The sequence below is a fragment of the Caminicella sporogenes DSM 14501 genome, from assembly GCF_900142285.1.
GTDB lineage: Bacteria > Bacillota > Clostridia > Peptostreptococcales > Caminicellaceae > Caminicella > Caminicella sporogenes.
This window is the reverse complement of record NZ_FRAJ01000022.1, coordinates 13,843-36,238: the sequence shown is the minus strand read 5'-3', so window position 1 is coordinate 36,238 and position 22,396 is coordinate 13,843. Positions and strand designations below refer to the sequence as shown.

The window sequence follows — 22,396 nt, the reverse complement described above, 5'->3', positions numbered from 1 at the left end:
AAAATGCAATATACGGAATAATAACAGCAAAAGCAATGGGAATAAAAAAACCAAGCGTGGGAATATTAAACGTAGACGGAGCAAGACAAGTAGAAAGAGCCCTAAAACAACTTAATGAAAATGGATACGAAATAAACTTTGGAGAATCAACACGCTCCGATGGAGGATGTATAATGAGAGGGAACGACCTCCTAAAAGGAGCAGTAGACGTAATGGTAACAGACACACTTACAGGAAATATAATGATGAAAATATTCTCATCATACACAACAGGAGGAAGCTACGAAGCATTAGGATACGGATATGGACCGGGAATAGGAGAAGGATATGATAGAACAATACTAATACTCTCAAGAGCATCAGGAGCACCAGTAGTAGCAAATGCACTAAAATATGCAGCAAGACTAGCAGAAGGCAACCTAAAAGAAATAATAAAAGAAGAATATGAAAAAGCAAAGAAAGCAAAACTAGACGAAATATTAAGTGGACTTACAAAAGAAAGCAAAAAAACAGCAGTAGAAGAAGAAAAAGAAATAAAGCAGCCGCCTAAAGAAGTAGTTACCGGTTCAATATCAGGAATAGACATAATGGACCTTGAAGAAGCAGTAAAAGTTCTTTGGAAAGAAGGAATATATGCTGAAAGTGGAATGGGCTGTACAGGACCTATAGTACTTGTTAATGAAGAAAAATTAGACAGAGCTGTTTCTGTTCTTGCTAAAGAAGGTTTTATTGCTAAAGAGGGAAATGCATGTTAAAAAATAAAAATTCATTTCATAAATTATAGTAAGTAAATCTTGTTATGTTAAAAAAATAACAACAATTTCATACTGTTTTATATTAATGTTATTTTTTGTAAATAGCTAAAAGCAAGTGGCATCATTGATTTGTCACTGCTTTTTTTTATTATAATTTATGAGCTTAAATAATTTTGTAAAAAAATATTCTTTAAAAAAATAAATTTTAGGAAAAGATTATCAAAAATTTATCACAAACATGTTTACAATATAATCATGCTTATGATAAAATATAGACAGACTTGCCATTGGATTTATTATACTACGGTATAATCACATTAGCATTAATATTTTTTTTGATTTTAATTTTTTTTAACTAAAAGAGTTAGAATATTCAAAATAATATCGAAGGAAGATTTTGAATTGTTTTAAAATTTACCTTTTTAAAACTAATAGTGAGGAGTGAAATTATTGGTGTGCTGTAAAGATAGTAAAAATGAAAAATTTAAAGAAATAAGTGACATATTGAAAAAGTATAAGAATGTACAGGGAAGTTTAATTACTGTTCTTCAAAAGGTTCAAGAAGTTTATTCATATTTACCAAAGGAAGTTTTAAGATATGTTGCAAAAGAGATGAATATAAAACCTTCAAAAGTATATGGAGTAGCAACTTTTTATACTCAATTTAGATTAAATAATGTTGGTAAATACATAATCATGTTATGTCAAGGAACTGCTTGTCATGTAAATGGTTCAAAAAATATTGAAAAAGCACTATGTGAGGAATTAGGTATAAAGGAAGGTGAAACGACTGAAGATAATTTATTTACTTTTGAAAATGTAGCTTGTTTGGGTTGTTGTAGTTTATCGCCAGTTATGATGATTAATGGAGAGACCTATGGAAACCTTACACCTGATAAGGCGAGGGAAATTATAAGAGAAATAAGGAAAAAGGAGAAAGGGTCTAAGGAGGATTAAAAATGAAGGTTATTATTGGAAAGGGCAGTTGCGGTATAGCAGCAGGTGCAAATGAAGTTCATGATGCAATAGTAAATGAAGTAAGTAAGTTAGGAGTTAAAGTAGATGTCAGCATTACTGGATGCATAGGAATGTGCTATTTAGAACCTATTGTTGACATTATAGACGATAAGGGGATAAAAACGACTTATGTAAATGTAAAACCTGAAATGGTTAAAGAAATTATTGAGAGCCATATTAAGAAAAATAAAAAAGTCAGTAAATATATGATTTCAAAGCAGGATAAGACAATTTTAGAAAGGCAAAAGAGAATTGCACTTAGAAATTGTGGACTTATAAATCCAGAATCTATTGATGATTATATCGAAAGAGATGGGTATAAAGCCATTGAAAAATGTTTAAAGGAAATGAATTTTAATGATGTAATTCAAGAAGTTAAAATTTCAGGTTTAAGAGGTAGAGGTGGAGCAGGTTTTCCAACTTGGTTTAAATGGGATGCGACTAGAAAGGCAACAAATTATCCTAAATATATCATATGTAATGCAGATGAAGGTGATCCGGGAGCTTTCATGGATAGAAGTATCTTAGAGGGCGACCCTCATAGTGTTATAGAAGGAATGTTAATAGGGGCATATGCAATAGGAGCTAGTGAAGGTGTTATATATGTAAGAGCTGAATATCCTCTTGCCATTAAAAGACTAGAAAAGGCAATTAGTCAAGCTAGAGAAAGAGGTTTTTTAGGTAAAAATATTTTAGGTAAGGGATTTGATTTTGATTTGAGAATTAAAGCTGGAGCAGGAGCATTTGTATGTGGTGAAGAAACTGCACTTATTGCCTCACTTGAAGGAGAAAGAGGCATGCCAAGATTAAAACCACCATTTCCAGCACAAAGAGGATATTGGCAAAAACCAAGTAATATAAACAATGTTGAAACATTTGCAAATATTCCTTGGATATTTATTCATGGAGGAAAAGCTTTTGCTTCTATGGGAACAGAAGGAAGCAAAGGAACAAAGGTATTTGCAATTACAGGAAAAATTAGAAATAGTGGATTAGTTGAAGTCCCTATGGGAATGAGTATTAAAGAAATTATTTATGATATAGGCGGAGGAATAGTAGATGGTAAGGATTTTAAAGCAGTTCAGATGGGTGGACCATCTGGTGGATGTATACCAAGCCATCTTATAGATACACCAATTGATTATGAATCTATAAATAAGACAGGAGCTATAATGGGTTCTGGCGGAATGGTAGTAATGGATGAAACTACATGTATGGTAGATATGGCGAGATTTTTCTTGGAATTTACTCGTAAAGAATCTTGTGGTAAATGTATACATTGTCGAATAGGTACAAAGAGAATGTTAGAAATACTTTCACGTATTTGTGAAGGTAATGGAAAACCGGGAGATATAGAGCTTTTAGAGGAGTTGGGAACTAAAATAAAAGAAGGCTCTTTGTGTGGACTTGGACAAACTGCACCTAATCCGGTATTAAGTACTATAAGGTATTTTAGAGATGAATATGAAAAGCATATCTATGACAAAAAATGTCCTGCTAAAAAATGTGTAAACCTTTTAAATTATAATATTTTAAAAGATAAATGTGTAGGCTGTGGATTATGTGCTAAAACTTGTCCGGTAGGAGCTATTGAAGGAGAAAAGAAAAAACCTCATAAAATTGATATAGAAAAATGTATAAAATGCGGTCAATGTAAAGAGGTTTGTAAATTCAATGCAATAGTAGTTGATTAATTTGAAATAGGAGGAATTTTCATGTTTGAGGTCAGACTAAATATAAATGGAAAAGAGGTAGTGGGGAGAAAAGGACAAACGATATTAGAAGTTGCAAGGGAAAATGGCATAGAAATACCTACTCTTTGTCATGATGAAAGAGTAAAACAGTATGGAGGATGTGGGCTTTGTGTAGTTGAAGTTGAAGGTGTTTCAAAGCTTTTAAGGGCATGTTCTACTGAAGTAAAAGAAGGTATGGTTATTGAAACAAATACAGAAAGAGTTAAAAGTTCAAGAAAAATAGCTTTAGAACTTCTTTTATCTGACCATGTTGGAGATTGTAGACCACCATGTATGTTAGCATGTCCTGCAAATACGGATTGTCAGGGATATGTGGGACTTATTGCAAATGGACAATATAAGGAAGCTTTAAAGCTTATAAAGGAACAAATACCTCTTCCTGCTAGTATAGGAAGAATATGTCCTCATCCTTGTGAAGATGCATGTAGAAGGAGATTAGTAGAAGAACCTGTTGCTATAGCATGGTTAAAGAGGTTTGTTGCAGATATGGATTTAAAAGATGAAGATGTATTTATTCCAGAAATTAAGCCAGCTACAGGAAAGAGAGTTGCAGTTATAGGTGGCGGGCCTAGTGGACTTACAGCTGCATACTATTTGGCAAAGGAAGGTCATAGGGTAGTAATTTATGAAGCGATGCCTGAGATGGGAGGAATGTTAAGATATGGTATTCCTCAATATCGACTTCCTAAAGAAATTCTCAATAAAGAAATAAAAATTATTGAAAAAATGGGAGTTAAGATGCTCACTAACATAAGAATAGGTAGAGATGTTAAATTAAGTCATATAAGAGAACAGTTTGATGCTGTATATATTTCAATAGGAGCATGGAGGAGTTCAAGTTTAAATTGTCCGGGAGAAGATTTAGAAGGAGTTATTGGTGGAATAAATTTTTTAACTAAATTTGCTGTAAATGAACCTATTAAAACTGGAGATAGAATAGCAGTAGTTGGTGGAGGAAATACTGCAATAGATGCATGTAGAACTGCTATAAGACTTGGAGCGAAGAAAGTATATGCTTTATATAGAAGGACAAAAGTAGAAATGCCAGCAGAGGAAGTTGAAGTTAAGGAGGCAGAAGAAGAAGGAGTTATTTTTAAATTTCTTGTAGAACCTATTGAAATAATAGGTGAAAATGGCAGAGTGAAGAAGATAAGGCTTCAAAAGATGAAGTTAGGAGAACCAGATAAAAGCGGAAGGAGAAAACCCGTTCCTATTAAAGGTGAAGAAGAAATAATAGAAGTGGATTCAGTTATTTGTTCTATAGGGCAAAAGGTTGATATAGAAGGTTTTGAAGAATTAGAGTTAACTAAAAAGGGAACAATACATACAGATGAAAATACTTTTTTAACTAATATACCGGGAGTTTTTGCTGGTGGAGATGCTACAAATAAAGGACCAAGTATAGCAATAGAGGCTATAGGAGAAGGAAAGAGAGCTGCACAGGTTATATGCAGATATTTGGAGGGAGAAGTTATTCCGTATAAAAAGCCGTATTATGTTCAAAGAGATGATTTAAAAGAAGATGATTTTGAGCACATAAGGAAAGTATACAGACCGGCAATGCCTCATCTTAGAGCAAATATAAGAAAACATAATTTTGAAGAAATTGTAAAGGGCTATACTGAAGAAGATGCTAAAAAAGAAGCAATGAGATGTTTAGAATGTGGATGTCATGATTATTTTGAATGTAAATTAATTAAATATGCAAATCAATATGATGTAGAGCCGAAAAGATTTTCAGGTGAAGTTCATAAGCGTGAAATAAAAGAAGACCATCCATTTATTTATAGAAATCCTGATAAATGTATTTTATGTGGTTTATGTGTAAGGATTTGTGAAGAAGTTATGGGAATAAGGGCATTAGGTTTAGTTAATAGAGGATTTGATACAATTGTAAGACCTGCACTGGATAGTCCTTTAAAAGAGACTGACTGTATTTCATGTGGGCAGTGTATAAGTGTGTGTCCAACTGGAGCATTAGGAGAGAAGCTTTACATAGATAAATCTGTTCCAGTTAAGACGAATACTACAAAAACTATTTGTGCTTATTGTAGTATAGGCTGTAATATAGACCTTAATACAAGAGGAGATTTATTATTACGTTCTCTTCCAAGCAGAAAAAGTAAAGTTGATGGCGGACTTTTATGTATAAAGGGAAGATTTGGTTTTGAAATGACAACAAAAGAGAGATTGAAGAAACCATTAATTCGTAAAGAAGGAAAACTTCAAGAAGTATCTTGGGAAGAGGCTTTTATATATACAACTAAAAAAGCACAAAGTTTGACATTATTATATGGCAGCAATTCTTTAGCTGTATCTATTTCAGATAGATATACAAATGAAGAAATATATTTGGCATCAAAGTTTGCTAGTAAAGTATTAAAAACCGACAATATATGTTCTTTTAATAGGAGAATTGGAGGCATTAAGGATGTATTAGGATATGATGCATCTACAAATACATTTGACGAATTACTTTCGACAGACACTATTATTTTGATTGGTTCAGATGTAATAAAGGATTATACTATTGTAGGACTTAAAATAAAGAAAGCAGTAGATAATGGAGCAAAACTAATAACTATAAATCCATTTGTTTCGCAGGTTGATGAATATTCATTTATGAAAGTTACACCAGAAAATAATGTAAGATTTTTAAAAGAAATAATGAAGGCACTAATAGATGGTGGATTTGTTTCAGATGAAAAAAGAGTATTGGGATTTGAAGAATTAAAGAAAGATTTAAAAGGAATAAAAGTTAGTGAAGAAGCGAAAAAGATAGCTGAAATATATGGTAAATCTAAAAAAGCAATCATAGTTTTTGCACAAAATAATATTACAGTTAGTGCTGCAAGGCTTATTGCAAATTTAGCTGTCGTTTCAGGTCATATTGGTAAAGCACGTAGTGGTATTATTCAGCTTAAGCCTAATAATAACAGTCAAGGACTTAGTGATATATTGCGAACTTGTAAAGATTCAAAAGAAATAATTAAGGGAATTAGAAATAAAAATATCAAGGGATTACTTGTATTTGGAGAAGATATACCTCATATTGATTTAAGTGGTTTAGATTTCTTGATGGTTCAAGATACACATTTAACTGAAACTGCTAAAAAAGCTGATGTAGTACTTCCGGCAGCAAGTTTTGTTGAATCTAGAGGAACATTTACGAGTTCAGAAAGAAGGATACAAAAAATACATAGAGCGATAAAACCAATTTGTAAGCTTGAAAATTGGCAGATAATTGTTAAGTTGGCAAATGCTCTTAGTACAAATATGGAATATAGTCATCCTGATGATATTTTAAATGAAATATCATTAAACATACCGGAATATTTTAAAGCAGATAAAGAAGTGTGTGAAGGAGTATTTTGGCCGGTAGGTAGTAACAGAATACTTTATACAAATGGAAAAGGATTTAATTTTAATGATAAAAAGGCTAGGCTTAAAGTTGTAAAAGATGATAGGTTATTTGATGAATTGAAAAATACTGATAATTTAAAGAATACTTTTTTAAACAAAGTTAGGAAAGAAGGAATTTTATAGTAATATAAGTTAATTATCTTAAAAATTGCATAAATAAGGTATTTACTTTTGTGGGCTGATTTTATTTAGATGAGGCCCATTTTTTTATTCATATAAGAATACTGAAAAAATTAAAAATTTCCATAAATATATTTACTTAATAATCAAGATTATGATATAATTAAGATGGTTAATCAAATAACAAACTTTTTGGAAAACCTTTTCTAGTTATTTGATTAACTTAAGATTTTATTTATAAAAAGATTTATGAGAAAGGAGTGTAAAGATGAAATTAGAACTTGGAAATTTTTATGTAAAAGATATTGTTTTTGGAGAAAAGACAAAGTATGAAAACGGAATATTAACAATTAATAAAGAAGAGGCATTGGCCGTAGTAAGAGAAGATGAACATATAACAGAGGCCGATATAGTGATAGTAAAACCGGGTGACAAAGTTAGAATAGTTCCAGTTAAAGAAGCTATCGAACCAAGATACAGAGTTGGTGGAGGTCCTGTATTTCCGGGAGTAACAGGTGAACTTATGCAGGCTGGAAATGGAAGAACTCTAGCTTTAAAAGGATGTAGTGTATTAGTAGTTGGAAAACATTGGGGTGGTTTCCAAGACGGATTGATAGATATGAGTGGAGAAGGAGCAAAGTATACATATTTTTCACAACTTAAAAATATCTGTCTAGTAGCAGATACAGATGAGGATTTTGAAAAACATGAGCAGCAGAAGAAAAATCGTGCATTAAGATGGGCAGGAATGAGACTGGCAGAATATATAGGAAGCTGTGTTAAAGATATGGAACCAGAAGAGGTAGAAACTTATGAATTGGAGCCAATAACAAAACGCTCAAATAAGGTAAATGAATTGCCAAGTGTAGTATTGGTATTACAGCCACAGTCTCAAATGGAAGAAATGGGTTACAATGATTTGGTATATGGATGGGATTGTAATCATATGGTTCCTACATTTATGCATCCTAATGAAGTTTTAGATGGAGCTATGATTTCAGGTTCATTTATGCCTTGTTCATCTAAGTGGTCTACGTATGATTTTCAAAATTTTCCTATGATAAGAAGATTATATCAAGAACATGGAAAAACTTTAAACTTTTTAGGAGTAATTATGTCAAACTTAAATGTTGCCTTGGAGCAAAAAGAAAGAGCAGCACAGTTTGTAGCTCAAATAGCTAAGTCATTAGGAGCTGATAGTGCTATAGTAGCAGAAGAAGGATATGGAAATCCAGATGCAGATTTTATAGCTTGTATAGTAGCTTTAGAAGATGCAGGAATTAAAACAGTTGGACTTACAAATGAATGTACAGGAAGAGATGGAGCATCTCAGCCACTTGTAACTCTTGACCCTAAGGCTGATGCAATCGTTTCTTGTGGAAATGTATCAGAACTTATAGAGCTTCCACCAATGGAAACAGTAATAGGTGAATTAGAATCCTTAGCTAGAGATGGTTTATCTGGAGGATGGGCAGGAGATGAAGTATTAGGTCCATCAGTTAGAGAAGACGGTTCAATAATAATGGAAAATAACTCAATGTTCTGTGGTGACCAAGTAGTTGGATGGTCAACTAAAACAATGGCTGAATATTAAGGAGGTGCAAATAATGAAAAAAGCAATTCTTTATATAAATCAATTTTTCGGACAAATTGGAGGAGAAGATAAAGCTGATTATCCACCTGAAATAATAGAAGGTTTAGTTGGACCAGCAATGGAGCTTAATAAACAATTAGGTGATGATGTAGAGGTTACTCATACAATTATTTGTGGAGATAACTTCATGGGTTCTAAGAAAGATGAAGCGATAGAAACTATTTTAGGATTTTTAAAAGATTTAGATTTCGATATATTTTTTGCAGGACCTGCATTTAGAGCTGGTAGATATGGTGCAGCATGTGGACATATTTGTAAAGCAGTAAAAGAAAAATTTGGTGTGCCTGTAATTACTTCAATGAATGATGAAAATCCTGGAGTTGAGATGTTCAGAAAAGAAATGTACATATTCAAAGGCGGTAAAAGTGCTGCTGCAATGAGAAAAGATATTAAAAAAATGGCACAGTTTGGAAAGAAGATTTTAAATGGTGAAGAACTTTTACCAGCAGAAAAGGAAGGTTATTTTGGAAGAGGTATTAGACATCAGATATGGCTCAATCCACCAGTAACAGCTGCTGATAGAGTTATTGATATGCTTTTGAAAAAGATTCGTGGAGAAGAATTTGTTAGTGAACTTCCAATGCCTAAATTAGATAGAGTACCTATAGCACCTGCTATTAAAGACTTGAGCAAAGCTACTATAGCTTTGGCAACATCAGGTGGTATAGTACCTGTTGACAACCCAGATAAAATTCAATCAGCATCAGCTACAAGATGGGGTAAATATAATGTATCTGGTTTAGACCGTTTAGAAGCAGGAGTATTTAAAACTATTCATGCTGGATATGACCCTGCTGCAGCTGATGAAGACCCAAATAGAGTAGTGCCATTAGATGCGCTTAGAGCGTATGAAAAGGAAGGAAGAATAGGAAAAGTACATGATTATTTCTATACTACAGTAGGAACAGGTACTACTCAAGCAGAAGCAGCAAGAATGGGTAGAGAAATGGTTGAACACATGAAAGCTACTGGAGTAGATGCAGTTATACTTACATCTACATGAGGTACTTGTACTCGTTGCGGTGCAACGATAGTTAAAGAGATTGAAAAAGCTGGAATACCTGTAGTTCAAATGGCTAACCTCATTCCAGTTGCAAAAACAGTTGGTTCAAATAGAATAGTACCTACAATTTCAATTCCATATCCATTAGGTGATCCAAATACTTCAAAGGAACAGCAGTGGAAACTCAGATATCATAGAGTAGGTGTAGCACTTGAAGCATTAGAAACTGATATAGAAGATCAAACTGTTTTTAAGGTTAAAATATAATGATGTAGAGAATTATAGTGCTAGTTCTTATTAACTAGCACTATAATTTAATCTTAAAAGGAGGCGAGTAGTAGTGACGAAAAAAAAAGATAACATAGTTTATTATATTTCACTTTTAATTGTATTTGCAATAGTTATTTGGGGGATTTTATTTAAAAATAGTTTTTCTATTGCAGCAAATGGATTATTTAAATTTTTAACTAACAATTTTGGGTGGTCGTATCTTTTAGCAATGTTTATATTTGTATGTTTTGCATTAATACTTGCTTTTAGTAAATATGGTAATATAAAGCTTGGACCAGATGATTCTAAACCTGATTATAGTACTACTTCATGGTTTGCAATGCTCTTTGGTGCAGGTATGGGTATAGGTTTAGTGTTTTGGGGTGTAGCAGAGCCTTTATCGCACTTTGTTTCTCCACCGGGATTAGAGCCGGGCTCTTCTGAAGCAGCTAATTTTGCTATGAGAGTGTCATTTGCACATTGGGGTTTTCATCCATGGGCTAATTATAGTATTATAGGTCTTGCACTGGCTTATTTTCAATTTAGAAAAAATAAACCGGGACTTATAAGCAGTATATTTATACCTTTGATAGGTGAAAAAGGTGTAAATGGATTTATAGGTAAATTGATAGATATATTTGCAGTGTTTGCTACAGTTGCGGGTGTTGCTACTTCACTAGGACTTGGAACTCTTCAAATAAATAGCGGACTTAATTATCTATTTAAAATACCAGAAACACAGTTAGTTCAAATAATAATTATTATTATTATAACAATAATATACATATGGACAGCAGTAAGCGGTATAGAAAAAGGTATAAAACTTTTATCTGATATTAATTTACTAGCTGCAATTGCAATATTGTTAGGTTCTTTCTTGATAGGACCTACTGTAAAAATGGTAAATGCTTTGATAAATGGAATGGGTATGTATATGGGAAGCTTTGTAAGAGAAAGTTTACATATTGAGCCATTTGGAGATAATTCATGGATAAATGGTTGGACGATATTTTATTGGGCTTGGTGGATAGCTTGGGCTCCATTTGTAGGAACATTTATAGCACGTATTTCTAGAGGTAGAACAATTAGAGAATTTATTATAGGGGTTATCGTAGCTCCGTCACTAGCTTCTTTTGTTTGGTTTGCTATATTTGGTGTATTAGGTATAGATTTAATAAATACTACAGATTTATCTACTTTGGAAGGATTAGCTAAAAATCCTGCAACAACTTTATTTGGAGTTTTAAAATATTATCCATTGGGAAGTATTGTATCATTGATTGCTGTATTCTTATTATGTACATTTTTTATTACATCAGCAAATTCTGCTACATTTGTTTTAGGTATGTTTACATCTGAAGGAAATCTTAATCCTTCTAGCAGAAAGAAAATAATATGGGGAATTGTTCAATCACTACTTGCTACAGCACTTCTTCTTGCAGGTGGTTTGAAAACGTTACAAATTGGTTCAATAGCGGCTGCATTTCCATTTATATTTGTAATGATATTTGCATGTATTTCTTTGTTTAAAGCATTAAAGGAAGATACTGAAAAAGTATCTAATGAAAATTAAGTATTTTATAATGATTTAGAAAAACAGGTGTTAATTAAGGAATAAAGACGGGCCAAAAAGGCTTGTCTTTATTTTTCATATTTATTATAAAACCATTATTTATTACTTTTAATTTTACTATAAATGCTGTTACAATATAAAGTGTGAGATAGATGTATTTGTTTAATGTTTTCTAATAAGGGGTGAACACATATTGAGTAGTAGCAGAATAGAAGAACTTAAAAAAAGAAGGAGAGAATATAAAAAGAAAAAAAATCAAGTCATATATGGTTTATTGTGTATTTTAATTGCACTTATAATATTGATATTTTTTATTTATAATAATTCTTTATATAGCTCTTTTTGGATAATAGGACTCTTGATAGGTTTTGTTCTTCAAAGGTCGAGATTTTGTTTTACAGCTAGTTTTAGAGACCCGATACTAGTTGGAAGTACATCTATATTAAAGGCAGTTATTGTTGCATTTATAATTTCTACTATAGGATTTGGATTTGTACAGTATAAATATTTAACTTGTGAAAATATAAATATAGCTGATATACCCGGACAGTTAAGTCCTGTAGGTATTCATACGGCAATTGGAGCAGTATTATTTGGCATAGGTATGGTTGTATCTGGAGGATGTGCTAGCGGTACGCTTATGAGGATAGGGGAAGGATTTCAATTACAATTAGTAGTACTTATAGGGTTTATTGCAGGTACAATTTTAGGTGCAAGAGATTTTAATTTTTGGGATAAAGTTGTTATTTCAAAAACATCAATTATTTATTTTCCAGAGATTATAGGACTACCTATGGCTATGATAATTCAGATTGCAGTATTAATTGCATTATATATATTGGCTGATTGGTATGAAAAACATAATAATTTAATGTCTATGTAATTAGGAGGAGTTATATGGCAGAGGTAAGAATAGATTGTATGCATGAAGTATGTCCAATTCCACTTCTTAAAGCTATTAAAAAGCTTGAAAAAATGAAAATAGGAGATATTTTAATAATGGAAACTGATCATAATTGTTCTATAACTAATGTAGTAGAATGGGCAAAAAAACATGGACATAATATAGATTATATCGAAGTAGGTGATGGAGAATGGGAAATTTATATAGAGAAAAGAAGATAGGGTGGTATTATGACATTATATAAAAAAGTGTTTAAAAAACCCTGGTCGTATATAATTGGGGGAATAATGCTTGCGCTATTAAATGTTATTTTACTTATTACGACAGGTAATACTTGGGAAATAACTACTGGGTTTCTCTATTGGGGAGTCTGGTTTCTACAGCTATTTGGAATAGATATTTCAAGCTGGTATTATTTTAGTGTTTATAATAATGGTCTGGATAGAGGACAGACTTTTTTAAATAATAGTTATACTGTTATTAATTTGGCTGTCATCTTTGGAGCACTAATATCATCTTTATTAGCTTCAGAATTTAAATTAAAAAAGATAAAAAACAAAAGACAATTGATTTTTGGCTTAATGGGTGGAGTAATGATGGGGTATGGTAGCAGAATTGCTTTTGGATGTAATACAGGTGCATATTTTAGTGCTATACCATCTTTTTCATTACATGGATGGGTTTTTGCTGTGTTTTTGTTTATAGGTGCTTGGATGGGTTCAAAAATTTTATTTAAATATTTGTTATAATGTAGGATTAAAATAAGATTTAAGTAAAATGATTTAAAATTAAAGAAGTTGTACAAGCAAAAGTGCCAATATGGCACTTTTGTTTTTAACAAAATCCTCTTTTAGAAGAATTAATAAATTTAATAAAATCTTTTTCATAAGGAGTTAAAGCATGGTCTTTTGTATAAGAAATGTAAAATTCACTTAGTATTTCTAAATTTTCTATTTCAATAGCTTTTAGTATTCCATCTTTTAGTTCTCTTTTTATAGTCAGTTCAGGTATAAAGGATATGCCTTTTCCCGAAATAACAGAAGTTTTGATTGCTTCCATAGAATTAAGTTCGTATATTATATTTAAATCGTCATATTTTATATTATGTTTCTTTAGTGAATTTAAGATGGTTTTTCTGGTACCTGAACCCTTTTCTCTAAAAATTAAAGGTAAGCGGGTGAGTTCATTAAGATTTACTTTATTTTTAACAAGTGGTAGAGAAGTAACTAATAACAGTCTGTCAGTTGTAATTTTTTGAATAATTATTTCTGGATTATCAACTTTTCCATGAAGAATTCCAATATTTACAGTTTTACTGATTAAGTTTTCAACAACTTGTTCTGTATTGCTAATTTCTAGATTAATGTCTATATCTTTATTATTTTGTTTGTAAACATATATACTACATGGAAGAGCATATTCTCCAATAGCTTTACAAGATCCTAATAATAAGTGCTTTTTATCAGTTTTTAAATTTTCTAAATCTCTTTCTATATTATCTTGTAGAGAGAGAATAGTAGTTGCATAATCAAATACAACTCTACCTGCTTCTGTGAGTTCAACACCTTTATTACTTCTATTTAGCAAACTAACTCCCAATTCTTTTTCTAAAGATTGTATCTGCATACTTAGACCGGGTTGAGTAAGATGTAAAATTTTAGCTGCTTTAGATATACTATTAGCCTTTACTGTTACATAAAAAGCTTTTAGATATTGTAGATTCATATAATCACCTGTATATAAAAATTTAATCTAGATAACATTATAACATATTTTATTGCGTATTTTGTATACAAAGCAAATTAAAAGATATTGAAATTTACAGTTTTAAAATTTATTGTAAAAATTAATAAAAATAAGTCTATTTTTTTGTATAATTCGATAATTTACTTATTAAGTAGTTTATATTTATAATAATAAACGAAGGAAAATGATTTTATAGCAGGAATAAGTTTACTTAGAAAGGAATGAATTATAATATGGCTGGTTTAAGTTTGAGAAATATTGAAAAGATTTATCCTAACGGTTATCATGCTGTTAAAAATTTAAATCTTGAAATAGAGGATAAAGAATTTATAGTGTTAGTTGGACCTTCAGGTTGTGGTAAATCAACTACTTTAAGAATGATAGCTGGATTAGAAGAAATATCTTCAGGGGAGTTATACATAGGAGACAGGCTTGTAAATGACATACCGCCAAAAGATAGGGATATAGCAATGGTTTTTCAAAATTATGCTCTCTATCCGCATATGACAGTATTTGATAATATGGCTTTTGGATTGAAACTTAGAAAAAAGTCTAAAGATGAAATAAAGAGGAGAGTTCATGAAGCTGCTAAAATATTAGATATAGAGCATCTTCTTGACAGAAAGCCTAAACAGTTATCTGGTGGACAGAGACAGAGAGTAGCATTAGGTCGTGCAATAGTTAGAGAACCAAAAGTATTTTTGATGGATGAACCATTATCAAATTTAGATGCTAAACTTAGAGTTCAAATGAGGGCTGAAATCAATAAACTTCATAATAGACTTCAAACTACTTTTATTTATGTAACTCATGACCAAACTGAAGCAATGACAATGGGTACTAGAATTGTAGTTATGAAAGATGGAATTGTTCAGCAAGTTGCAGACCCACAAACTATTTACAATCATCCAGCAAATATATTTGTTGCTTCTTTTATTGGTTCGCCTCAAATGAATTTTATTGACTGCAAAATTACTGAGGAAAATGGTGGACTATATGCAGTATTTAATGGAAATAAAGTACAATTGCCTGAAGATAAGGCTAAATTGTTAAAAGATAAAGATTTAAGTAGAGATTATGTATTGGGAATTAGACCGGAAAATATATATTTAGCATCAGATGATAAAGGTAGTGAAAATAGATTTGGTGCAAATATTGAAGTAGTTGAAACTTTGGGTTCTGAATCATATTTATATTTAAGACTAAATGATAGAGAATTTATCGCAAGGGTAGCTCCAGATATGAAAGTGAGAATTGGAGAGAATGTGAAAATTTCATTTGAAAAAGAAAAAATTCATATATTCGATAAAGAAAGTGAAAAAGCTATATTTTAGTTGTGGTATAATAAAGCAGAAAAACTAGTTACTAGTTTTTCTGCTTTATTTAGTTTGATTTGAAAGGTGATAAAAATGCTTCAAAGAAAAGTCAGCAATTTATTTAGTGATATAATAAGTAATATTGATATAGAAGTTAATTTAATTGATGATAGTGGTTATATAATAGAGAGTACAAAAAAAGATAAAGTAGGATTAATAGATAAATTTATAGCCAATAAAAAAATAATTAGAGATGAAGTAATTGAGGGAGAAAATTACATTTATTATGTTAATTGTGATGCGAAAAAAGTTATTTCATTTAAAGAATGTGAAGGAACTAATCGAAATTTGATTGAACTTATGGGAAAAATGATATTGCAAGAGATAAAAATACAGCTTACTAAAAAAGATTTTTTAGTAGATTTGATAAAGGAAAAGTTTGATGAAGATGAGATAATAAAGTATTGTAATTATTATGATATAAATATAAATAACGATTTTTTAGTTGTATTGATTGAAATAGATGAAAACTTGCATGATGAAGTTGAAAAAATGATAATAGAAGCTTATGATGAAGTTGAGGTTTTAAAATTTAGTAAAAACAAGATATTACTTATATTAAATTCAGATATTGAGATTTATGAAAAAGTATTGAATATTTATAATGATATTTATGTAGAATTGATTAATAATTGTAAAATAGGTATAGGAACTAAAGTTGAAAGCATTTTTATGCTTTCAACTTCATATAAAAAAGCTCTATTAGCGTTAAAATATGGAAAAATATTTTATGAGCATAAAGATATTTATTTTTATAACAGTATGATGATTCCATTTTTAATAGATAATATGGAGTATAAAACATTAAAAGAGCTATCTGAAAATATAAATGATAAACTAGAAAAAATAATAAAAAATAGTGAATTAATAAGTACTGCACAAAAGTTTTTTGAAAACAATTTAAATATAACTGATACAGCAAAACAGTTGTTTATACATAGGAATACTTTAATATACAGAATAAATAAAATACAAAAAATAACAGGGTATGATTTAAGAAAATTTGAAGATGCAATGAATTTTATGATAGCATTGTTTATTGTCAAATATATAAATAGTTAAAGCATTTTATTTAAAATAGTTTTTATGTTTTTAGATACAGTTAATTTTATAGAATTTAATTTTTTTATGAAATTAGTAGAAAATTCAAGCAATGTATTTTTACCACTTTTTGTATTGCTTTCAGTTGAGGAATTGATATTTTTTAAAGTGTTTTCTTTAGGAGATATGTAAGATATATTTCCTTGTATTTTACCATTTTCAAAAAATTTTGTATTCCAATTTTTAGATAAAATGTTTAAATTATTTATTATTTCAAATTGATTTTCAAAAGGAATAGGCTGACCGTTTTTTATAGAAATGGGAATTATATTAGTATCTACAATTCCATCTTTACATATTTCCAAATTAAAAATTATTGACTGTCTGCATTGTTTACTTTTTGAGCTGAATATAAAATTTCCAAGACTATAGATTATAGGTCTGTTTTTATAAAATTGTATACCCTGTAGTACATGGGGATGATGTCCCATTATACAGTCTGCTCCACTGTCAATCAATTTTTTTGCAAAAATAGTATCTGATAATTGTGGATATGATTTCAATTCTTTTCCCCAGTGTATGGATACTATTAGAAAATCTACATCTTTTTTAACTGTTTTTACAAGATTTAAAATATCATCTGCATGACAGTCATAAGCTCCAAGTAGTCCGGGTTTGTTTTCTCCAGCATACCAATTTACATTTGGTATGACTCTTGAAAAGGCTAAAAAACCAATTTTAATACCTTTTATATCCCAGATGACAGCTTTTTTAGCGTCTTCAATATTTCTCCCACCACCAGCATATTGTATATTTAATCTTTCCAGATTTTTCAACGTGTCCATAAAGCCTTTTATTCCATAGTCTAAAGTATGATTATTGGCAATAGACACTCCATCAATTCCAGCATCTAATAAACCAAGTAGAGCTTCAGGCTTTGCCTGAAAAGTATATTTTTTGTTAGGATACGGTTTACCATTTATACCTATAGAAGTTTCAAGATTGACTATAGAAAGGTCGCTTGATTTAAATATGTTTTTTACATGTTCCCACGGATAATTACTTCCGTAAGTTTCTATTAATTTTCCAATATTTCCTGCAAGAAGAACATCACCTGCTAGGGAGATTTTAACTATTTTTTCTTGTGCAAATATGGGAATAGTAATAAGATGAAAAATTATTAAAGTACATAAAAATAATTTTAGTTTTTTAAACATAGCAGTTAACCCCCGATTTTAAAAGTTTAGCATGAGAAATTACCATTATTTATTATACTAAAATATTTTATCAAATATATTACAAAATATTGAATTTGAACTATTCATTTTTAGTTATATTATACTTGATATAAATTATTTCTTTTAAGATAATAAAACAAGGGAAAAGATAATATTCTAATTGAATAATACTGAAAGGAGCAAAAATATGGATTTATCTACTTTAAATGACATGCAGCGTATGGCTGTTGAAAATACTGAAGGGCCATTGCTTATATTAGCAGGAGCAGGAAGCGGAAAGACTAGAGTGCTTACTCATAGAATTGCTTATTTAATAAAAGAAAAAGGCGTTTTTCCTGGAAATATATTAGCCATAACGTTTACAAATAAAGCTGCATCTGAGATGAAAGAAAGGATTGAACAGCTTATAGGAAGTATAGCATCAAATATGTGGATAAGTACGTTTCATTCGGCTTGTGTCAGAATTCTTCGCAGAGATATTGAAAAAATAGGATATACAAGAGATTTTGTCATATATGATACATCTGACCAAAGAACTCTTATAAAAGAATGTCTTAAAGAGCTTAATATGAGCGATAAATCTTATCCAGTAAATTATGTTCAAGGGATAATAAGCAGTGCTAAAGATAAGCTTCAAACACCAGAAAAATTTATAAATCTTAATTATAGTGATTTTAAATTAAGACCAATATGCGACCTTTACAGTCTTTATCAAAAGAAATTAAAAAGCAATAATGCAATGGATTTTGATGATTTAATAATGAAAACTATAGAGCTTTTTGAAACTGCTTCAGATGTACTCAAGTACTATCAGAGAAAGTTTGAATACATAATGGTAGATGAGTATCAAGATACAAATAGGGCACAGTATAAACTTATCAATATGTTGTCAAAAGTACATAGAAATCTATGTGTAGTGGGAGATGAGGACCAGTCAATTTATCGCTTTCGTGGAGCTGACATAAGAAATATTCTTGATTTTGAAAAAGATTTTCCAGATGCTAAAGTTATAAAACTAGAGCAGAACTACCGCTGTACAAAAATTATACTTGAAGCGGCAAATAATGTCATAAAGGAAAATGTTGAAAGAAAGCATAAAAAACTTTGGACTAACAATGAGGAAGGTCAAAAGATTAAATATTATAAAGCACAAACAGAAAATGATGAAGCTAGTTTTATAGCAAATGAGATTAATAAAAAAGTAAAGAATGGAGATAGAAATTATAGTGATTTTGCAGTTTTATATAGAACTAATGCACAGTCACGAGTTATAGAAGATGCTTTTATGAAAAATAATATACCTTATAAAATTATTGGCGGTTTAAAGTTCTATGATAGGAAAGAAATAAAGGACATTATAGCTTATCTTAGAGTAATACAAAATCCTCTAGATGATATAAGTCTTTTAAGAATAATAAATGTTCCTAAAAGGGGCATAGGAAATAGGACAATAGAAAAAATTAGAGAAATAGCAGACCAGCAAGGTGAAAAGCTTTTTAGTGCTATACTTGACGCAGCAGAATCAGGTATGTTTTCAAAGAGAGTAACTGCTGGATTAGATTCATTTTTAAATATAGTTATTAAATACAAAGAAAATAAAGAGCAGTATACAGTTACAGAAATAATTAAAAATATATTAAATGAAACTGGCTATATTAAAGAATTGGAAGATGAAAATTCAATAGAGGCAAGAACTAGAATAGAAAACCTTCAAGAATTTCTTTCTGTTGCAATGGAATTTGAAAACAATTCTGAAACAAAATCTTTATCAGAGTTTTTAGAAGGAATATCATTGATGTCAGATATAGATAATCTTGAAGATGAACAAAATGTAGTAGTTCTCATGACACTTCATAGTGCTAAAGGTTTGGAGTTTCCAGTTGTATTTATGGCAGGAATGGAAGAAGGTATTTTTCCAAGTTCAAGGTCAATTATGGATGATAGAGAAATTGAAGAAGAAAGAAGATTGTGCTATGTCGGCATTACAAGGGCGAAGGAGGAACTCTATCTAACCCATGCTTTTATGAGAACTTTATATGGCAGAACAAATGTGAATCCTGTATCGAGATTTATAGACGAAATACCAAAGAATTTAATAGAGGAAGGCGGAGAAAAAAGAAATATTAGAGGTATAGTAAAGCAAAATTTTGGCAGTAAATTAAGTCTTAAACCTATGGAATTTATGGAAAAAAGAGCAGTAAATAAAGTTGACTCCTCTGAAATAAAACCGGGAACAAAGATTGAACATAAATTATTTGGTACAGGTACAGTAATAACTGTCAAAGGCTCGGGAGAGAAGGCAGAACTTACTGTAGCTTTTGATAAAAAGGGAGTTAAAAAACTCATGCTTGGGTATGCACCAATTGAAATAATAAGTTAAGTTTAAGATTATCTATTTGAAAGGGTAGATTTAACATTTGCTAATTAGAAGTGTTGAGGAGGAAAGTGTCTTTATGGATAAACAAAAAGCCCAAGAAAGAATAAGAGAATTAAAAGAAAAAATAAATTATCATGATTATAGATATTATGTTTTAGATAATCCAGAGATTACAGATTATGAATATGATATGCTCATGAAGGAGCTTATAGAATTAGAAGAAAAATTTCCAGAATTTATAGCTCAAGATTCTCCAACTCAAAGAGTAGGAGGAAAACCACTTGTAAAGTTTGAACAAGTTGCTCATACAGTTATGCTTCTCAGTCTTAGCAATTCATATGATGAAAAAGACCTTTTAGATTTTGATAGAAGGATAAGGAAAGAAGTAGGGAATGAAGTCGAATATATAGTTGAATTCAAGATAGATGGACTGTCTGTTGCATTGAAATATGAAAATGGAAAATTTATAAGGGGAGCTACAAGAGGAGATGGAATAGTAGGTGAAGATGTAACAAATAATCTTCGTACAGTAAAGTCAATACCTCTTGCATTGTCAGAAAATATAGATATAGAAGTTAGAGGAGAAGTTTATATACCTAAGAAAAAATTTGCAGATTTAAATAAAAGACAAGAAGAGAGTGGACAGCCAGTATTTGCAAATCCGAGGAATGCTGCTGCAGGTTCACTAAGGCAGCTTGACCCTAAAGTTACTGCTTCAAGGCCATTAGATATTTTTGTATTTAGTATCCTTAAAATAGAAGGAAAAGATTTAAATAAACATTCTGAAGGATTGGAATATCTTAAAAAGTTAGGTTTTAAAACTTCAAAGTATGAATTATGTAAAAATATAGATGAAGTCATACAGCTTTGTAAAAAGTGGCATGAAAAAAGACATGAATTACCTTTTGAAATAGATGGTTTGGTTATAAAAGTCAATGATTTAAATCAGCATGAAATACTTGGAACAACAGCAAAAAGTCCAAGATGGGCAATAGCTTATAAATTTCCTGCAGAAGAAAAAGAAACTGTAGTAAAGGATATTGTAGTTCAAGTTGGTCGAACTGGAGTAATAACTCCTACTGCAGTGCTTGAGCCTGTTAGAGTAGCAGGTACAGTTGTAAGTAGAGCTACGCTACATAATCAGGATTTTATAAATGAAAAGGATATAAGAATAGGAGATAAAGTTATAATTCATAAGGCAGGCGATATAATTCCTGAGGTTGTACGAGTTTTAAAAGATAAGAGAACTGGAAATGAGGTAAAATTTGAGCTTCCAAAAGAATGTCCTGCATGTGGAGAAAAAACAGTCAGACTTGAAGGTGAAGTAGCAGTTAGGTGTATAAATATGGCTTGTCCTGCTCAGCTTAGAAGAAAAATAATTCATTTTGTTTCAAGAGATGCTATGAATATAGACGGTTTAGGAGAAGCTATAATTACTATTCTTTTAGAGAGAGAATTTATTAAAGACCCCGGCGATTTATATTATTTGAATGACAAAAAAGATGAACTTGTCAAATTAGAAAGAATGGGAGAAAAATCGGTATCCAATCTTTTGAATGCAATAGAAAATTCTAAAAATAATGATTTGAGTAGGCTTATAAATGCTTTAGGGATAAGATTAGTAGGTTCAAAAGCTGCGAAAGTTCTTGCAGAAGAATTTAAAGATATAGATAGTTTAATAAATGCAAGTATAGAGAAACTTACTGCTATAGATGAAATAGGTCCTAAAATGGCTGAAAGTATAGTAGAATTTTTTAGAGATGAAAAGAATTTGGAGATTATAGAGAAGATGAAAAGAGCTGGAGTCAATATGGAAAGTAAGAAAAAAGCTACAGAAGATGGAGAAATGGAATTAAAATTAAAAGATAAAACTTTTGTACTTACAGGAACTTTAAACAATTATACTAGAAATGAAGCTAAGGAAATAATTGAAAGATTAGGTGGAAAAGTTACAGGCAGTGTTAGTAAAAAAACGAGTTATGTTCTTGTAGGGGAAAATCCGGGTTCTAAGCTAGATAAGGCAAATAAATTAGGAGTAAGAGTTATTACAGAAGAAGAATTTGAAGAAATGATTAAATAGTTAAGAGTTATTAGAATTAAGAATTAAAAATTAAGAATTTAAAATTATAAGAAGACACTAGAGAA

At 30.5% G+C, this 22,396-nt stretch carries 16 protein-coding genes; 14 read left to right on the top strand and 2 right to left on the bottom strand.

Going from position 1 to position 22,396, the window contains the following annotated elements; all coding sequences use genetic code 11:
• The 10 genes from grdD to BUA90_RS10810 form a co-directional block, all read left to right on the top strand.
• The coding region (grdD, locus tag BUA90_RS10860; RefSeq protein ID WP_242945088.1) for a glycine/sarcosine/betaine reductase complex component C subunit alpha at window positions 1-755 on the top strand (755 nt) is incomplete at its 5' end.
• A gap of 453 nt (window positions 756-1,208) precedes the next feature.
• Window positions 1,209-1,712 (top strand): NADH-quinone oxidoreductase subunit NuoE, encoded by a 504-nt coding sequence (nuoE, locus tag BUA90_RS10855; protein WP_330390737.1) that lies wholly within the window; start codon window positions 1,209-1,211, stop codon window positions 1,710-1,712.
• Window positions 1,713-1,714: 2 nt separating this feature from the next.
• Window positions 1,715-3,466, top strand: a complete 1,752-nt coding sequence (locus BUA90_RS10850) for an NADH-quinone oxidoreductase subunit NuoF (RefSeq protein WP_072968520.1) — start codon at window positions 1,715-1,717, stop codon at window positions 3,464-3,466.
• Between the two features lie 21 nt (window positions 3,467-3,487).
• The gene (locus BUA90_RS10845) at window positions 3,488-7,072 is read left to right on the top strand and encodes an FAD-dependent oxidoreductase (protein WP_072968519.1); all 3,585 of its coding nucleotides are present in this window, start codon (window positions 3,488-3,490) and stop codon (window positions 7,070-7,072) included.
• Between the two features lie 265 nt (window positions 7,073-7,337).
• Complete coding sequence (locus BUA90_RS10840) at window positions 7,338-8,663, top strand: glycine/sarcosine/betaine reductase component B subunit (RefSeq protein ID WP_072968517.1); 1,326 nt, start codon at window positions 7,338-7,340, stop codon at window positions 8,661-8,663.
• A 13-nt stretch (window positions 8,664-8,676) separates the two neighbouring features.
• Entirely contained in the window at window positions 8,677-9,993 is a 1,317-nt protein-coding gene (grdH, locus tag BUA90_RS10835) for a betaine reductase selenoprotein B (RefSeq protein ID WP_094756868.1), read from the top strand.
• A 73-nt stretch (window positions 9,994-10,066) separates the two neighbouring features.
• Window positions 10,067-11,569: a glycine betaine uptake BCCT transporter gene (locus BUA90_RS10825; protein WP_072968511.1), complete on the top strand. Its 1,503-nt coding sequence runs from the start codon at window positions 10,067-10,069 to the stop codon at window positions 11,567-11,569.
• Window positions 11,570-11,762: 193 nt separating this feature from the next.
• Entirely contained in the window at window positions 11,763-12,452 is a 690-nt protein-coding gene (locus tag BUA90_RS10820; protein ID WP_200793522.1) for a YeeE/YedE thiosulfate transporter family protein, read from the top strand.
• A gap of 14 nt (window positions 12,453-12,466) precedes the next feature.
• The gene (locus BUA90_RS10815; protein ID WP_072968509.1) at window positions 12,467-12,694 is read left to right on the top strand and encodes a sulfurtransferase TusA family protein; all 228 of its coding nucleotides are present in this window, start codon (window positions 12,467-12,469) and stop codon (window positions 12,692-12,694) included.
• A gap of 9 nt (window positions 12,695-12,703) precedes the next feature.
• Window positions 12,704-13,222, top strand: a complete 519-nt coding sequence (locus tag BUA90_RS10810) for a YeeE/YedE thiosulfate transporter family protein (RefSeq protein ID WP_072968507.1) — start codon at window positions 12,704-12,706, stop codon at window positions 13,220-13,222.
• A gap of 85 nt (window positions 13,223-13,307) precedes the next feature.
• Here the strand turns inward: BUA90_RS10810 and BUA90_RS10805 are convergent, their stop codons facing one another.
• Window positions 13,308-14,198 carry a LysR family transcriptional regulator gene (locus tag BUA90_RS10805; protein WP_072968505.1) on the bottom strand — a complete coding sequence of 297 codons (891 nt, stop codon included), beginning with the start codon at window positions 14,196-14,198 and terminating at the stop codon, window positions 13,308-13,310.
• Between the two features lie 254 nt (window positions 14,199-14,452).
• On the opposite strand from BUA90_RS10805, the gene BUA90_RS10800 reads away from it, so the two are divergent.
• Window positions 14,453-15,553, top strand: coding sequence for an ABC transporter ATP-binding protein (locus BUA90_RS10800; RefSeq protein ID WP_072968504.1), 1,101 nt, complete (start codon window positions 14,453-14,455; stop codon window positions 15,551-15,553).
• Window positions 15,554-15,628: 75 nt separating this feature from the next.
• On the top strand, window positions 15,629-16,657 hold the full coding sequence (locus BUA90_RS10795; protein WP_072968502.1) for a PucR family transcriptional regulator: 1,029 nt from the start codon (window positions 15,629-15,631) through the stop codon (window positions 16,655-16,657).
• Here the strand turns inward: BUA90_RS10795 and BUA90_RS10790 are convergent.
• Window positions 16,654-17,853, bottom strand: coding sequence for a CapA family protein (locus BUA90_RS10790; RefSeq protein WP_072968500.1), 1,200 nt, complete (start codon window positions 17,851-17,853; stop codon window positions 16,654-16,656). The genes BUA90_RS10795 and BUA90_RS10790 overlap by 4 nt on opposite strands.
• A 208-nt stretch (window positions 17,854-18,061) precedes the next feature.
• On the opposite strand from BUA90_RS10790, the gene pcrA reads away from it, so the two are divergent.
• Both pcrA and ligA read left to right on the top strand, forming a co-directional pair.
• On the top strand, window positions 18,062-20,254 hold the full coding sequence (pcrA, locus tag BUA90_RS10785) for a DNA helicase PcrA (RefSeq protein ID WP_072968499.1): 2,193 nt from the start codon (window positions 18,062-18,064) through the stop codon (window positions 20,252-20,254).
• A 73-nt stretch (window positions 20,255-20,327) separates the two neighbouring features.
• Window positions 20,328-22,331: an NAD-dependent DNA ligase LigA gene (gene ligA, locus BUA90_RS10780; RefSeq protein ID WP_072968497.1), complete on the top strand. Its 2,004-nt coding sequence runs from the start codon at window positions 20,328-20,330 to the stop codon at window positions 22,329-22,331.
• Window positions 22,332-22,396: the final 65 nt, after the last annotated feature.

Excerpts from the sequence above, each read along its gene's own strand:
- BUA90_RS10815 (WP_072968509.1), top strand. The coding sequence starts at position 12,467 with ATGGCAGAGGTAAGAATAGATTGTATGCATGAAGTATGTCCAATTCCA.
- BUA90_RS10845 (WP_072968519.1), top strand. The coding sequence starts at position 3,488 with ATGTTTGAGGTCAGACTAAATATAAATGGAAAAGAGGTAGTGGGGAGA.
- BUA90_RS10840 (WP_072968517.1), top strand. The coding sequence starts at position 7,338 with ATGAAATTAGAACTTGGAAATTTTTATGTAAAAGATATTGTTTTTGGA.
- ligA (WP_072968497.1), top strand. The coding sequence starts at position 20,328 with ATGGATAAACAAAAAGCCCAAGAAAGAATAAGAGAATTAAAAGAAAAA.
- BUA90_RS10805 (WP_072968505.1), bottom strand. The coding sequence starts at position 14,198 with ATGAATCTACAATATCTAAAAGCTTTTTATGTAACAGTAAAGGCTAAT.
- pcrA (WP_072968499.1), top strand. The coding sequence starts at position 18,062 with ATGGATTTATCTACTTTAAATGACATGCAGCGTATGGCTGTTGAAAAT.
- BUA90_RS10810 (WP_072968507.1), top strand. The coding sequence starts at position 12,704 with ATGACATTATATAAAAAAGTGTTTAAAAAACCCTGGTCGTATATAATT.
- BUA90_RS10800 (WP_072968504.1), top strand. The coding sequence starts at position 14,453 with ATGGCTGGTTTAAGTTTGAGAAATATTGAAAAGATTTATCCTAACGGT.
- BUA90_RS10790 (WP_072968500.1), bottom strand. The coding sequence starts at position 17,853 with ATGTTTAAAAAACTAAAATTATTTTTATGTACTTTAATAATTTTTCAT.
- BUA90_RS10850 (WP_072968520.1), top strand. The coding sequence starts at position 1,715 with ATGAAGGTTATTATTGGAAAGGGCAGTTGCGGTATAGCAGCAGGTGCA.
- BUA90_RS10795 (WP_072968502.1), top strand. The coding sequence starts at position 15,629 with ATGCTTCAAAGAAAAGTCAGCAATTTATTTAGTGATATAATAAGTAAT.